Source organism: Pleionea sp. CnH1-48 (assembly GCF_024124665.1).
In the GTDB taxonomy this organism is placed as follows: domain Bacteria; phylum Pseudomonadota; class Gammaproteobacteria; order Enterobacterales; family Kangiellaceae; genus JAMXSB01.
The window spans coordinates 232980-247822 of record NZ_JAMXSB010000002.1 but is presented as its reverse complement, the minus strand read 5'-3'; the positions used below and the strand labels follow the sequence as shown (position 1 = coordinate 247822).

General features: G+C 42.3%; 11 protein-coding genes. 5 read left to right on the top strand and 6 right to left on the bottom strand.

All coding sequences use genetic code 11. From position 1 onward, the window contains the following. The first annotated feature begins 37 nt into the window (after nucleotides 1–37). The 3 genes from NH399_RS03635 (at nucleotide 38) to katG (ending at nucleotide 3867) form a co-directional block, all read left to right on the top strand. The gene (locus NH399_RS03635) at nucleotides 38–835 is read left to right on the top strand and encodes a hypothetical protein (protein ID WP_253037071.1); all 798 of its coding nucleotides are present in this window, start codon (nucleotides 38–40) and stop codon (nucleotides 833–835) included. 50 nt (nucleotides 836–885) lie between these two features. Next, on the top strand, nucleotides 886–1374 hold the full coding sequence (locus NH399_RS03630; RefSeq protein ID WP_253037070.1) for a hypothetical protein: 489 nt from the start codon (nucleotides 886–888) through the stop codon (nucleotides 1372–1374). Between the two features lie 321 nt (nucleotides 1375–1695). Next, entirely contained in the window at nucleotides 1696–3867 is a 2172-nt protein-coding gene (gene katG, locus NH399_RS03625; RefSeq protein WP_305885088.1) for a catalase/peroxidase HPI, read from the top strand. Nucleotides 3868–4399: 532 nt separating this feature from the next. Here katG and NH399_RS03620 read toward each other — a convergent pair. The 6 genes from NH399_RS03620 to NH399_RS03595 form a co-directional block, all read right to left on the bottom strand. After that, nucleotides 4400–6436 (bottom strand): methyl-accepting chemotaxis protein, encoded by a 2037-nt coding sequence (locus NH399_RS03620; RefSeq protein ID WP_253037068.1) that lies wholly within the window; start codon nucleotides 6434–6436, stop codon nucleotides 4400–4402. Between the two features lie 222 nt (nucleotides 6437–6658). Further along, nucleotides 6659–9736: an efflux RND transporter permease subunit gene (locus NH399_RS03615; protein WP_253037067.1), complete on the bottom strand. Its 3078-nt coding sequence runs from the start codon at nucleotides 9734–9736 to the stop codon at nucleotides 6659–6661. 14 nt (nucleotides 9737–9750) lie between these two features. Continuing rightward, nucleotides 9751–11316, bottom strand: a complete 1566-nt coding sequence (locus NH399_RS03610; RefSeq protein WP_253037066.1) for an efflux RND transporter periplasmic adaptor subunit — start codon at nucleotides 11314–11316, stop codon at nucleotides 9751–9753. Continuing rightward, on the bottom strand, nucleotides 11291–11641 hold the full coding sequence (locus NH399_RS03605) for a hypothetical protein (RefSeq protein ID WP_253037065.1): 351 nt from the start codon (nucleotides 11639–11641) through the stop codon (nucleotides 11291–11293). The genes NH399_RS03610 and NH399_RS03605 overlap by 26 nt, the downstream gene beginning before the upstream one ends. Before the next feature lie 44 nt (nucleotides 11642–11685). Continuing rightward, on the bottom strand, nucleotides 11686–12627 hold the full coding sequence (locus NH399_RS03600) for a M56 family metallopeptidase (RefSeq protein WP_253037064.1): 942 nt from the start codon (nucleotides 12625–12627) through the stop codon (nucleotides 11686–11688). Further along, the gene (locus NH399_RS03595; protein ID WP_256489269.1) at nucleotides 12627–13013 is read right to left on the bottom strand and encodes a BlaI/MecI/CopY family transcriptional regulator; all 387 of its coding nucleotides are present in this window, start codon (nucleotides 13011–13013) and stop codon (nucleotides 12627–12629) included. Before NH399_RS03595 ends, NH399_RS03600 begins: the two co-directional genes overlap by 1 nt. A gap of 193 nt (nucleotides 13014–13206) precedes the next feature. Between NH399_RS03595 and NH399_RS03590 the strand changes: the two genes are divergently transcribed. Together NH399_RS03590 and NH399_RS03585 are read left to right on the top strand one after the other, a co-directional pair. After that, complete coding sequence (locus NH399_RS03590; protein WP_253037062.1) at nucleotides 13207–13656, top strand: hypothetical protein; 450 nt, start codon at nucleotides 13207–13209, stop codon at nucleotides 13654–13656. Nucleotides 13657–13733: 77 nt separating this feature from the next. Beyond that, nucleotides 13734–14813, top strand: a complete 1080-nt coding sequence (locus tag NH399_RS03585; RefSeq protein ID WP_253037061.1) for a hypothetical protein — start codon at nucleotides 13734–13736, stop codon at nucleotides 14811–14813. Nucleotides 14814–14843 lie beyond the last annotated feature (30 nt).

Genomic DNA, 14843 nt, shown 5'->3' with positions numbered 1-14843 from the left:
GTTAAGTCAGAGGCGAAAACCTAATAAGGATGTTCTTATGACATTAACTGATTTCATCAAACATATTGCCGTTCCAATTATTTCTGTCGGAACAGCCGTGATGGTAGGCATTTTAAACTATCAAGTGAGTCAAAATGATTTGGCGCTTCGAGATAGAGACCAACAACTTGAAGAGCGCATAAGCGAAATTGACTTGTTGATCAAGCGCTCAAAAGAGGAACGAGCAGAGCGAGAAAGTAACCAGGACTTTAATATAAGAATTTATGATATTGTGACACAATCATTGGAGGAGGGTAATCCAAAGAAACAGGAAGCCGCAAAAGCCTTTGTTATTGTGATGGTAGAAGAACCTCTGCGATCATCCTTGCTCAATGTCTTAAAGCAAGGGGGAGAGCCGGCAGTAAAAGCAAACATTGGGCGTATCTTGGCGCAAGAAGAAAAGTTTCTTAATAAAGTGTATGCCGAACCAGAAAAACAACGCAGTGCACCTGCAAGTTATAACTGGGGACAGTGGGACTTTGATGTTTTCTGGTGCTCTTCATCGGGTAATATTGCTAAGAGCCAAGCAAAAGCAATTGGCGATCAATTGTTGTCGGAGGGTGCAAAAGGAAGAGTCAGGATCAGAGAGTTACCTGAGTCCATTAATGCCAAAGCTGGTTACCAGATAGATGGTTATACTATTCGAAAGAACAAGGATGAAACTGAAGCTGCCGATGCAATTAAAGCACTTGCCGAAAAGTCTTTAAAGAAACTGGGCAACCAGAGTCAGTTCAGTATTGGCTTAACACGCCAAAAAACGCCTTGGTATATTAGTGTGTTTGTTTGTCCAAACTAAGAACCTGAGAGCTTAGAGTACTAAAGTTCTTGCTAGTAAGCGGTGAAGCGATGTTTTTTAAAAGGCGGAAAAGGCAAAATAAAGATACTGAGTCTCAAGAGAACGCTTTTAGTAGGGCTGATGGAGCATTTGTCCCTGACTTTACAAGACGAGAGTTTTCTTCTTCCATTGCTTACTCGACTTCCTTTGAAGGATGTTTTAATGGTGTTTGGGTTGGCTGGCTTGGAACTTATGTTCCTAATGAAGGTAATATTGACTCTAAAGCTTTAGATATCATTATGCACTTTAAACAATATCACTATGTTGACACTGCTGATCTTGGGTATCATACCTGTGAGTTGTGTAATCAGTATGAGGAGCGCGGTGAATTTGTTATAGAAACAAAGTATGCGCTTTATTACTTGCCACAAATGATCGACCACTACATATCTGAGCATAATTACTTACCGCCGACAAAGTTTATTCAAGATATACTTGAACATTGGGAAACGATACCATGCAAGAAAGGATTATGTGCTGCGCAAAGCGATAAAAGTTAGTCTTGAAGAAAAAGTGAGCGCCAATAGTTGTTTTTATTCTCAAAAAATTATTTTTTAATACTCATTAGGTAGGTAAGAAATCTCAAACCAATAGTACGATTGATAAAATCAATTGTACCAATAGATTCTTTTGATTACACATCGCCATTGTTATTCGTTAGTCTAATTTTCATAGCATTGTTAAGAGTTGAATAAGTCGATATCTCAACAAAACAGTGCTTTGGCATCGCATTTATAAATTATAAAAAAGAATTATGAGACTCTTTTGAGGAGTAATAGACTATGAATAAAGCAACGGTCGCGATTGTTACTGTGCTCACTATGGCTGTATCGAGTACTGCCAACGCTAAAAATTCCCAACCTAAATCCAACGACTATTGGTGGCCACAGAAACTGGATCTGGAGCCATTAAGAAAAAGTAACGAGGTTTCACCATTAGGCAAAGATTTTAACTATGCCGAAGAGTTTAAGAAGCTCGATCTCAAAGCACTTAAAGCTGATCTTGTGAAGCTTATGACGACTTCACAAGACTGGTGGCCTGCTGATTACGGACATTATGGTCCATTGTTTATTCGAATGTCCTGGCACAGTGCTGGTACTTACCGTACTTTTGATGGACGAGGCGGCGCTGATGGTGGTATGCAGCGTTTTGCGCCACTTAACAGTTGGCCAGATAACGGCAATCTGGATAAAGCGCAACGATTGCTGTGGCCTATCAAACAAAAATACGGTAACAAAATTTCTTGGTCAGATTTAATGGTGCTAGCGGGTACGGTCGCAATGGAATCCATGGGTTTTAAAACCTTCGGTTTTGCTGGCGGGCGTGAAGATGCCTGGGAGCCTGAAATTGTTAACTGGGGTAGCGAAGGCGAGTGGTTAGCCAGCAAACGTCATAGTGGCAAGCGTAAACTGGACAAACCATTAGCAGCAACACGTATGGGATTAATTTACGTTAATCCAGAAGGACCTAATGGAGAGCCAGATCCTCTAAAAGCAGCCAAAGACATTCGCGAAACCTTTAGTCGCATGGCAATGAATGATGAAGAAACCGTTGCTTTGATTGCTGGCGGTCATACCTTTGGTAAAGCTCATGGTGCAGCAAAAGCCAAGTATGTGGGCGTGGAGCCTGAAGGGGCAGGTGTTGAGCAACAAGGGCTAGGTTGGAAAAACAGTTATCGCAGCGGAAAAGGTGCTGACACCATCACTAGTGGTTTAGAAGGTGCCTGGACGATTAACCCAGTTGCCTGGACTCATAACTTTTTGCAAAACCTCTATGCTTTCAACTGGGTAAAAACAAAAAGCCCAGCAGGTGCAACTCAGTGGATTCCGGATGATAAAAGTGCTGCTTCATTAGTACCCGATGCATACGACCCTAAAAAGCGTCATGCGCCGATCATGTTTACTACGGATTTGGCTTTACGTTTTGATCCTGCATACAATAAGATCTCCAAACGTTTTCTTGATAACCCTAAAGAGTTTGAACTGGCTTTCGCCAAAGCCTGGTTTAAGTTAACTCATCGAGACATGGGACCGCGTATTCGTTATCTGGGTGAGTTCGCTCCTCAAGAAGAATTGATATGGCAAGATCCTGTGCCCGCTGTTAATCATTCGTTGGTTAATGCTTCGGATATCAAAAAGCTAAAAGATAAAATTAATAAATCAGGATTATCAACGTCGCAGCTGGTAAAAGCAGCCTGGGCTTCTGCATCAAGCTATCGCGGGACAGACATGCGTGGCGGTGCAAATGGCGCTCGCGTTCGTCTGGCTCCACAAAAAGATTGGCAAGCGAATGATCCTAAAGAGTTAGCCAAGGTGATAAGCAAGCTCGAGAAGATCCAGAAGGACTTTAATAAAGCACAGAAGGGGAATAAACAGATCTCCTTAGCCGATATGATTGTGTTAGGTGGTGCGGCAGGTATTGAGAAAGCGGCCAAAAAAGCCGGTGTTAAGGTAACTGTGCCTTTTTCCCCTGGTCGCAGTGATGCTAGCCAAGCAAAAACGGATGTTAAGTCGTTTGAGTTTCTTAAGCCGACAGCGGATGGCTTCCGTAACTACTTTGAAAAAGGTAATCCTCATTCACCAGCAGAAATGCTAGTCGATAAGGCCAGCATGCTTGAGCTCACCGCGCCAGAAATGACCGTGTTAGTCGGAGGCATGCGAGCACTTAATGCTAATAGTAATAAATCCAGCTACGGAGTTTTCACCGATAAGCCAGGAACTTTAACGAATGACTTTTTTGTTAATCTTTTAGATATGTCGGTGGAATGGAAAAAATCAAAGAAGTCAAAAGGTGTATATGAAGGCTATGATCGTTCCAATGGCAAGTTAAAATGGAAGGCCACGCCAGTTGATCTGATTTTCGGTTCTAACTCTGAGCTCAGAGCGATTGCTGAAGTGTATGCATCTGAAGGCGCAAAAGAAAAGTTTGTTCAGGACTTTGCCAAAGCCTGGTCTAAGGTGATGAAGCTTGACCGTTTCGACCTTAAATTATAGTGTGAAATATGACGTCACTTTGGGTGGATTTTAAAGTGACGTCATGACTTTTTTATAAAATGAGTTAACTGCACATCTCTAGTAAACGAGAGTAACCACATAGACTTCTCACTCTTTTCCTGGCACCTTGCATTTACTTTTTGCTTAATATAGATTGTCTACAGTTTTACATGGTGGATGATGGATGTGAGAAGAAGAAAGAGAGTATCGACAGCGGTTAGTAAAAGTCAGGAGATATCAAGTTCACTACAAAACCATTGGATATCATGCGTATTATTTGGTCTTTTGACCATACTGTCCGTACCGTCAGCATTATTTAAACCGAGTTTATTCTCTATATTAGTTGCACTTTTTTCTGTTTTGCTCTTTGTTCATTCAATATTGGGTATCATTGCGCTCAAAAAAATAAAGCAAAGGCTAATAGATGATCCCGATAAGTACGCCAACCAGCAGGTACCTCAGCCAATTCTTTATACTGCTGTATTTTGGTTTTTACCAAAGTGAAACTTAGATACGTTTAAAGAAGAGTGAATCAACGTTTTTGATAAAAAGTATCAACCACATTACGCATCTCTTCTGACAAGCGGCTCATTTCCTGACCGGCTTTGATAGTATCTGTTGAGTAGTTGGCCGTTACTCCTGATACTTGTTGAATATCATGCAATAAACTTTCTATGCTTTGCGCGAGCGACTGTTGGGTTCCTGAGGTTTGAATAGTCGCCTGGTTTTTACCTTGTATATCGCCAACGACTTCATTTATCTTTAGTAGAGCTTCATCCAGGCGTTCGGACTCCTGCAAGGTTTCTTGTGTTTTATCATTACAACGATTCATTACCTGAACGACCTCTGATACACCAGTTTGCAATGCGACGATGGTTGATTCTATTTCTTGCGTTGATTGTTGGGTACGTTGAGCGAGAGAGCGAACCTCATCGGCTACAACGGCAAAGCCGCGACCTTGCTCGCCTGCTCGTGCTGCTTCAATAGCGGCATTTAAAGCCAGTAAGTTGGTTTGCTCTGCAATAGATTTGATAACTTCTAATACTTGGCTAATGTTTTTACTTTGTGTATCCAGATGCTCAATAACATTCATCGAAGCGCTGATTTCTTCTGATAGCTCTGTATTTGAACGTCTGGCCGAGCTTACTATTTCGCTGCTGGCTTCTGCCTGTTCAGTAGATAGGTTTACTGCATGACTAACCCCTTCGGTATTGGCCGAAATTTCCTTCACTGACAATAACAGATCATGAGTAGCATCAATGATTTGTTGTGTTGAGCTTTGTTGTTGAGCGACAGCGGTTCCTGTTTGGGAGGCAATATTCTCAACATCGTTGGCTTGCTTGGTCACTTTGTCGGAGGATGCATTGATTGAGTTGAGTAGGGTGCCTACTTTTTCGATCATCCAATTAAAGGACTTACTTAATGAGGCGATTTCGTCTTTGCTATAAATGCCTGCTCTGACATCGGTGTCACCAGAGGCAAATCGTTCGGCTGTTTTTATCAAACTACGGACACTCATACCAATAGAAAAGCTCATACCAATAAAAAGATAACCTGCGGCTAGTAGTGAGATGATCACGAAGGTCAATAAAGAATACAGCTGGGCATTCTGATCGGCAATGCGCTCTTCATAAAACTCTTGCAAAAGCACCTTTCCTTGCTGGTAGCTTTGATGCAAAGTTTGTTCGTTTTTCATGATACGATCATGCATTTGTTGGCGAGTGACCGTAATATCCATTGCCAAAAAGAACTGCTCGTCAATAAAGGTGAGTAAGTCGGCTAGTTCTTGCTGTTGTTTGCTGAAGTTGCTATCGAGTTGTCTAAGGCGGCTATCGAAAGTCATTAAGTATTGATTGCTCGCCAATGATTTTTCTTTGATCACTTTTAAGGCATCAAATTCAATCGACATTTCATCGAACAAACGATTATCCGGTGGCTGCAACGCTAAGCCTGAGTTGGTAACGGCAAGTATTTTGTTATAGACCTGATACATCTCGAATATATCATTAGTGAGATAGCGCGCCAGATAATAGTTTGCTAGTTCAGAGTCATTTGCGATACCCGTTTCTATCGCCAAAATCTTTTGTAGCTGAATGATCTCGTTCGCCGGAGTTTGTAGGCCTGCGAGTATATCGGCTACAGAATCTCTAACGTTAAATGAGAGTTGGCTTGATGTATTGGCCGAATTTTGAATTTTGGCGACTTGTTTCTTCCAGCTTTCTGTTTGAGTAAACTTATGTGAACCTCGTGCTAGCTTATCGAGTTCTTGGTTGAAAGTGTTCAGGGAGCTTTTTACGCGCGCTAACTGGGCTTCACTAAGATCTCGATTAGCAACTATCGCCTCTTGGAGGTAAGCGTTATAAGTACGGTAGAGTGATTCTACCTGAGGAATCACTTGCAGTGCAGCAATTTCTTGGCGGCTCTTTTTTATCGACTCTGCGGCTTGAGACAGATAACCAAATCCTAGAATAAATAACGGAATAAGGAATATGACACTCACAAGAATGAATTTGCTGCTGTATTTAAGCCGATTCATCAAGAGAATCGATGGCAAAAAGAACCGCTTCATTGGTGCTCCAGTATTATCGTAACAAGTACTTCCCCTGAATAATAATAGACTAATACTTAGATTTAGTGAGCGAAAATTATTAAAGAATTTATGAAGTTAACTAAGAAAATTAAGCAATGAGAAGGTTTCTCTTCTCATTGCTTAGGACACTTAAAGACGATTTGACTCTGATAGTGGAGAATCATACACAAGGTTGTTTACTCCATCTTGAGTAGACAGACTTTAGTGCTTGTTAAAATTGGCGAAATAAAAGTATAACGCTGGCACAACCAACATATTCAAGAGGGTAGAGCTAATTAATCCAAATAGAATGACCACAGCCATGGGCGCTTGAATTTCGCTGCCAGGTTGTCCTGCAGCCAGTGCGAGCGGAACCAGTGCCAAAGCGGTTGCCAGTGCTGTCATTAAAATGGGGACCAGACGTTCTTCTGAGCCTTGTTCGATAGCCTGTTTTAACGGTAAACCTTCGTCCAATAGATGTCTGATATGATCAATCAAGATAACCCCGTTTCTAGTCGCAATACCAAAGAGAGTGATAAAACCAATAATGGCGGCAATAGTGAGGGTCCCACCTATTATCCAGACACCTGCAATACCACCAATCAGTGCGAGTGGCAGGTTTAACATAATTAAAAAAGCATCACGTATAGAGTTAAATGCTGTGACTAATAAAAAGAAGATACCAATGATGACAATGATGCCTAGCATCAGTAACTTTGAGCTGGCCGATTGCGCGCTTTCAAATTGCCCGCCGTAGGCAACAAAGTATCCGGCGGGTAACTCAATGTTTGTCTGTATTGTACGCTTAATGTCTTCTACCACGCTGACCAAATCCCGCTCTGCGACATTGGCCATAACCACCAGCTTTCTCTGCACATCTTCTCGCGATATTGTATTCGCCCCACGACGACGCTCAATGTTGGCAATGGCTTGAATTGGAACGATAGCTCCGTTGTCTAAGGTTATGAGTGTATTTTTGATGGACTCGTCAGAAGGTTGCTGAGTATTCAGTAACTTCACTACCAGATCGAAATTAGCTTGGCCTGCGAGTACGCTACCCACTTTTTTGCCATCAAAAGCTGTTTCAATAATGTTTGCAGCATCTTGCACAGACAGGCCATAGTTCGCGAGCGCTGGTCGGTCGAATTTGATCTGCAGAAAGGGGATTTCACTTTGCTGTTCCATGGCTACATCTACAGCGCCCGGAACTTGTGCGACAAGGCTCTCAACTTGTTTCCCTAGCTTCCGTAGCTCACTCAAGTTTTCTCCAAAAAGTTTGATAGCAATGTTAGCTCGAGTTCCCGACAGCATGTGATCAATGCGATGGGAAATCGGTTGACCTATGACAACATTGGTTCCTGGTACGGAAGAAAACTTTTGACGTAGAGAAGTGAGTAACTCGGCTTTAGAGCGCTCTTTCATGTTCAGCGTCACTTCTATCTCTGATGCAAAAACCTGCTGAGCATGTGGGTCCAGTTCCGCTCGGCCTGTTCGACGAGCCGTTGCGATCACTTCTGGCTCAGATAGCAAGATCTGTTCTACTCGTTGACCGATATCATTAGAAGTCTCTAAGGAGGTACCTGGTAGCGTTACTGCACTAACGGTTAAACTGCCTTCATTGAACTCTGGCAAAAATCCGCGGCCAAATTGGGTGAGTGTGATAACCGACAGCACTAATCCCACAAGAGCAACGGCTATGATCCACCGACTGTGAGTGATGGCCATTTTTAACCAGGGGCGGTAGCCAGATTTCAGTATTTGAATAAACCTGGAGTCATGCGTTGTTCTAACCACGCTGCTAGCTGGGAGTAAATAAAAACATAAGACCGGTGTTACGGTTAATGCAACAAATAATGAAGCTGATAATGCCATTACATAGGCAAAACCAAGAGGTTGCAGAAGCTTTCCTTCAACACCGCTTAAGAAAAATAGCGGAATAAAAACCAGGATGATAATCAGCGTGGCAAACACAATAGAACTCTGGATTTCTTGTGTTGCTTTAAGAATCACTCGAAACATGGGGTAGGGAGTTTCTCGGTGTGCGTTTTCTCTTAATCGTCTAACGATGTTTTCGACCACAATGATGGCGTCGTCTACCAAGGCGCCCATGGCAATAGCGATACCGCCTAATGTCATAGTGTTTAAACTACCACCTAACCAGTAAATGGTTAAAATAGCCGTGAGTACCGAAAGCGGTATTGCTAGCAGTGCGATGCTGGTTGCTCTGGCACTTAACAAAAAGATGAACATGATAGCAACAACCAATATTGCGCCGTCTCGTAACGCGGTTGTTAAATTACTGATTGAAGTATTAATAAAGTCGGACTGACGGAAGACATTGGTTTCGATACGCATACCTTCAGGTAGAGTGTCCTGTAGATTGGCGATCACGTTATCTAATTCTTCCGTTAGCTTTAGTGTGTTGGTATTGGGTTGCTTTTGAACGCCTAGCACGATAGAAGACTTTGCGTTGTAAGCTGCTGTCCCACGTCTTGGAGCAGGACCTATCTGCACATCGGCCAGATCACGAACCAGTACCGGAAAACCATCACGAGTCGTGACGAAGGCTTGCTCGATATCCGATAAATTTTCAATGCGGCCCAGTCCTTGAATCAGGTGTTCTTGCTGATTCTCTACAAAAAAGCCTGCGGAGGCATTTGCACTGGCTTTAGATACGGCATTATTTAATTGTTGTAAAGAGACCCCATAAGCAGATAACCGTTCTGGAGAGGCGACTACTTGAAATTGCTGTGTTTCACCACCGTTGGGAACAACTTCAGCAATGCCCGGTACTGCAAGAATGCGTCGACGTACTACCCAGTCTGCAACGGTTTTTAGTTCCATTTCTGAGTGTTTATCAGATACCAGGGCGATAAACATAATTTCGCCCATCACCGATGATACGGGAGCTAAAATTGGTGGAGGGATATCACTTGGCAAACTAGATAGCGTGGTTTGGAGTTTTTCTGAGACAATTTGTCGGGCATTATAAATATCGGTGCCCCATTCAAAATCAATATGAATGACAGAAATACCCACGCCTGTACTCGAGCGCACTCGGCGTACACCACTGGCACCATTCATTGCAGTTTCAATCGGAAAAGTAATCAGCTGCTCCACATCTTGTGGTGGCATTCCTCGACCTTCGGTTACCACTGTCACAACAGGGGCTGTAAGGTCCGGGAAGACATCAATGGGCGTATCTTTTGCTGTCCATCCACCCCAAAATAGCAAGAGTGCGGCCATGGCAACAATTAGCAGTCGGTTTTTTAGCGACCAGTGAATAGTATTTTTTATCATAGTAATGCCGCTAATTAATGGGCGTGACCGTGTCCGAGAGAATCTCCACCTAAGGTTGCTAACTTGACATAGTAAGCACCTTTCGAAACCACTCGTTCATTGTTTTGAACACCGGATATTACTTCCACCCAATGAGTATCTTTGATGCCTAAAGTGACCACTCGGCGTTCAAAAGATTCTCCTTCAGATTGGACGTAAACAACAGACTGACCGTTATCATCAATAACGGAAGAGGTAGGGATAGCCAAAACAGATTTTGATTCACCAATAAACAGGTTAACTGGAAAACGAGAACCTATCAGGCCAGGGCCTTGTGAGGTAGGGTAGGCAATAGCCACTTCGACAGTTCTGGAAGGCAAAGTCACTTGCTGATTTATTTTAACAAGGCTGGCATTGTTTGTGGTATCTAAAACGACCATCTGTTTGCTGGACTTAAACCATACGCCAGAAGTTTCGTTAACTCTTTCGCCGAATTTTTCTGGAATTTGAACGTTTAACCAACGCATGTTTTTATTGGCGATGGCAAACAAAGGCGCACCTTCTAAAACATAAGAGCCAGGGTGAACAAACACTTGAGTGACTTCACCCTGAAGAGGAGAAGTTAACAGAATACCTGCTGCTTTGTGCTTGCCCGTTTGTTGGGCAAGACGCGTCTTTGCTGTTTTGAGTTCGGCACTGGCTACCGTTTGTTCCTGTTTCGCCTCCATCAAAAGCTTTTCAGAAACTGAGCCTTTTTGGTAGAGTTTTTCCTGGCGAACAACGTCCGCTTTAGCTAGTTTTAGCTTCGACTCAGCACGCTCAATATCCAGTTGCAAATTTCCAATATCAGAGTTTGAGCCTAATCGTGGAACAAAACTACCTAGTGACTCATTAACCGCGATTGAGTGGCCTGCAGTGATCATCCGAGGTGCCGTATAATAACCATCTTCTGGTGCTCGAATAATAGTAAATTCATTAAGAGGTGCCGTGACCGTTCCAAAGCCAGGTAAAGATGGACGCAGCGCTTTATTTTGAACTTGAACGCTGGCAAATGGGTTTTGCCACTGTTGTTCTTTGAGGTAGCCAACGTCACCTTCATTGGCTGTGTGTTCTATTTTTGCGTCGGTTTTCTTTGCATACACTGAAATATGACCAAGGTGATGGACACTTTCAAAGTCTTCGGTGGTAAGTTTGACTTGAAGCTCAAAACGACCTGTTTTGTTAGGCACAACATCGGGCAAAAAGATACCTGTGCGGGCTGGTTCGCGAACTCTGAATCGAGCGACAGTTTTCTCTTGAGTTTTTAAATAAATATCCAATACGCCATTAAGAACAGGCTTAAAGTCTTTGAGCTGAGTAAAGTGCGCAGCAAAAGTCGAGGGTTTATTGACAACCAGGGGAGGGAACTCAACAAAAAGTTCTGTCGTATCGTTATAGTGGGTGACGACATTTGCGGGTTCTTTTTCTTCTTTATGTTGCTCAGGTGCTGAGTGGGCGTGACCACCACCCGCTTGTGCGGGGAGGCTAGTCAACCAACCCGCAATAAAGATGAAGCTTAGTTGAGTAGCAAGAGACTTAGTGATCATGGTCGCCTTCGTCATGAGAGTGGTCTTTGTCTTCATGCGAGTGGCTATTGTCGTCATGAGAATGTTCTTTGCCATCGTGAGTATGATTATCTTTTTTGGGTTCTTTTGACTGATTGTCATCATCGCCATAATAAGCTTCTGTTTTGGGCTTTTCTTTATGCTGTTCATCATGGCTATGACTGTGTTTCTCGTCGCCATGAGAATGTTCGTCATTACCGTGAGAGTGAGTATTTTTGTCGGTAGCCGAGTGGGCATGATCATCACCGTGATGATCGTCGCTACAACCTGTCATGCTTAGAGAAAAAGCAAGCATCGCAGCAATAAGAGCTGTGTGTTTCATGGTTACCCCTTTTATGTATTTTATTTATTAGTATGATTATGGGATCAAAGGATCCAGCCGATAAAGGTTTCTATTGCGTGGTGATTGGATACAACCAAAAGAGGTAATAGTAAAAAGTATGACCACAACATAATGTTTGATGAGAAGAACTTCGTTTTGGATTGTTCTCGCTCCAAAAGAAAACGAATCCTTTGTTCTACTTCAGAGCCTAATATAGAAACTGGATACAGGTTAGACTGTTGGCAGCGAGCCAGCTTGAGTAACACTTCAGCCACTTCCAGTTGGTTAAATTGGTTGGCAACATCTTGGTCGGCTCTTATTTCTGTAGAGAGTTGCCAACGCTTTTGTAACTTTCCTGGCGAAAGATGGAATGTCAAAAAAATCTCGAACCAGATGTTTTTGAATACGTCCTTTCTTCTAATATGAGCGCTTTCGTGCGCGAGTACTATACGCTGTTCTCTTTTGGTCAGGTACTTCATAATTCCCGTAGACATAAATATTTTGGGAGAGAATACACCCGAGGTGAATGCGAGCAGCTGCCGATGCTCAAATAATTGAAACAGCTTGTTTGGTTGCACAAGACGAGCCAGCTGGTTTCGTTGGTACAATGCTTTGATTTTATAAGCTGCTCGATAGATAAAAGCAGAAGTTAACACCATAATGACACAGATCCAGAGACCTGATTGAATAGTACTTAAAGTCACTTCGGGAAAGTGTACTAAGCAAAAGTGAGGGTGGTGGAGCGAGTGAGTTAAGCAATGATCATCTAACCAGCCTGTCAGTTTGGCAATGGACAAAATAACCAAAGACACCGAAATCAAGATTGGTAGAGACAACGGCATGGTTGCTGCAAACCACAGCAATCTTCTTTCGTTTTTAACACTGCTACATACTTTGGTGTGGCTAACGCCCCAGGCGATCACGTTACCAAGTATCCACGCCATGAGAGCGGTAACAAAAAACATCCAGAAAAACATCAACGACATTATGATTCACCTACTTTTCGGCGGCGTTCAATTTCTGCTCCGAGCATATTTAAAGCGTCGTCATCAATGGACTCGGCGGCGTTGATGATAGCCGCTGTTGACAGCTGAGAATCAGTGCCGAAACGACCTAACATATCGGTAATCATGGAGCCGAGTAGTTCTTCTTTAGAGACTTTTACGGAATAGATGTAACTGTGGCTCTGCTTACTTCTGACTAAGAGTTCTTTTCTAAAAAGTCTTTCGAGTGCAGATTGGATCGTATTGGTCGAGAGCTTCTTAGTGCTACTGAGGTGTTCATGGACCGATTTAACCGTTCCTTCACGGTGAATCCATAAATGTTCCATGACTTTTATCTCAAGTTCTCCCAAGATTGGAGATTGCACCATAGTTAGATACCATTACGTAAAGTGTGAGTATCGCTATCATACTGATAAAAAACCGATGGTCAATCGGTTTTTTATCAAGTTGGGGAATATGTTGGTTAAATAGCTGGAATGTTTAAGTGCGAAATGGGCTTGCAATTTCTTTATAATGGTTTGTTTTTATTGTATTTTATGGCTTTAGTTGGGAGAGGTGCCTGTGAAACTAGATGATCTTGAATATCTATGGGACGGCAGCGACCCGGGTTGGCAGCTTCACCGGATTGACAGCCAGGTATGGCGTTTGATCTTTCGATTTGCACAAGGAGGGCCAAGTAATCAAGAAATAATAGCGCTCAGAAAGGTGGTTCCAGAATTTAAGAAAATGAAGCTTCTTGAGGTTGTCTGCTTACTTAAAGGAGAAGGTTACTACGATACTCCTGATATTTTTAACGATAAGGAGTGTAATAATATGGCTGCATTAGCGACGAATTTGGGTTTAAAATTTGAAATCATTACTGAACAGAGTATAGGGTATTTACCTGTATCAAAAGACAACTATGCACTTCTAATAGAAGACGAAGAGCTATCATTAGTTGTTTGTGAGAAAATGTTAGAAGCTGGAGTTCCCGTCGTAACTACTGAGCAGGTGCGTAAGCACATGGATTAATCAATGGATATTGATTATTAATAAACTGGATTTTCGCCTATTTAATGTGGTCGTATAAGTTTTAAAAGGTTTAAATAATGTTATATCTTGCAGTAGCATTGATTGTTCTTATTTGGTTAGTTTTTAATTCAATTGCGTTAGGACGTATTAAAAATAATATCAATCTTACAGTCAATCAGATAAAAAATTATTCATTGTTTGTTTGGGGCGTGCCTTTTCTTGGCGCCATTTTTATTATTGGCCACATGCCAGCCTATGAGCCAGAAGAAAAAGGTAATGGAGAAAACTTTCTACTAACAACTACGAACCTTGAAGAGCAATTTTCTAATGAGTTTGGTGTGTCCTTCTCAGAGGTGGTCACAGCTAGTGAATCCAACAATATCGATTTAGAGAAGTATAAACATTATTTTCCCTATTGGTTTCGGCACTGGATAGCCTCTCTTGGTGACAAGGTGGGTGCTGATTTTTCGGCTTACGAATTAACGCATTCTGTTGTTTTATCACGAAGTCCTTTTAGTTTTGCTAAAGCAGTTGATACAGCGGTTGGATATAATCTGAACCGTATGCGTCAATTGCTCGCTGGTATAAATTGCTTTAACGAAGATAAATGCGCTGTCTTTATTTTTGATGATGAGGAACTCTATTACTCTTACTTAGGCCAGTTTTATGATGAAGAAGGAGAGTTTTCTCAAAGTTCTGGGGTATTTATTTCTTTGCCCTTTAAACATCTGGTAGTGAAATCGGTCGTGCTCAGCGAAATTGAGCATGTGCTTGTTCATGAACTGACGCATTTATTACTTTCTGATAATGACCTGCCAGTTTGGATAGACGAGGGTATAGCGATGAGCGTTGAGTCTCGACTGGCTGGTTACAATGTTTATCAAAAAAACTTGAATATGGAGAAGCACTCCGTGTTTTGGGAGCAGGATAGATTGGAGAGCTTTTTTTCTGGAGCTGGATTCAAAGAGGCTGGCGATTTATCTGAATATTCTTATGATTTAGCAATGAAGCTCGTTTCAGTATTCTCATCAGACTGGAGTCGTTTTGCTCAGTTTGTAAACCAGGCGACTAGAGAAGATGCTGGCCAGAAAGCAGCCGAAGAGATACTGGGAATAGACCTAAGAGAGTTTGTGATGCACTTTATTGCGGATGATTAGAAGCCTTATAATTCACGATTAATTAAAAAC

Coding starts and splice junctions, on each gene's coding strand:
- NH399_RS03610 (WP_253037066.1), bottom strand. CDS start 11,316: ATGACGAAGGCGACCATGATCACTAAGTCTCTTGCTACTCAACTAAGC.
- NH399_RS03635 (WP_253037071.1), top strand. CDS start 38: ATGACATTAACTGATTTCATCAAACATATTGCCGTTCCAATTATTTCT.
- NH399_RS03605 (WP_253037065.1), bottom strand. CDS start 11,641: ATGAAACACACAGCTCTTATTGCTGCGATGCTTGCTTTTTCTCTAAGC.
- NH399_RS03595 (WP_256489269.1), bottom strand. CDS start 13,013: ATGGTGCAATCTCCAATCTTGGGAGAACTTGAGATAAAAGTCATGGAA.
- NH399_RS03620 (WP_253037068.1), bottom strand. CDS start 6,436: ATGAAGCGGTTCTTTTTGCCATCGATTCTCTTGATGAATCGGCTTAAA.
- NH399_RS03600 (WP_253037064.1), bottom strand. CDS start 12,627: ATGTCGTTGATGTTTTTCTGGATGTTTTTTGTTACCGCTCTCATGGCG.
- katG (WP_305885088.1), top strand. CDS start 1,696: ATGGCTGTATCGAGTACTGCCAACGCTAAAAATTCCCAACCTAAATCC.
- NH399_RS03615 (WP_253037067.1), bottom strand. CDS start 9,736: ATGATAAAAAATACTATTCACTGGTCGCTAAAAAACCGACTGCTAATT.
- NH399_RS03630 (WP_253037070.1), top strand. CDS start 886: ATGTTTTTTAAAAGGCGGAAAAGGCAAAATAAAGATACTGAGTCTCAA.
- NH399_RS03585 (WP_253037061.1), top strand. CDS start 13,734: ATGTTATATCTTGCAGTAGCATTGATTGTTCTTATTTGGTTAGTTTTT.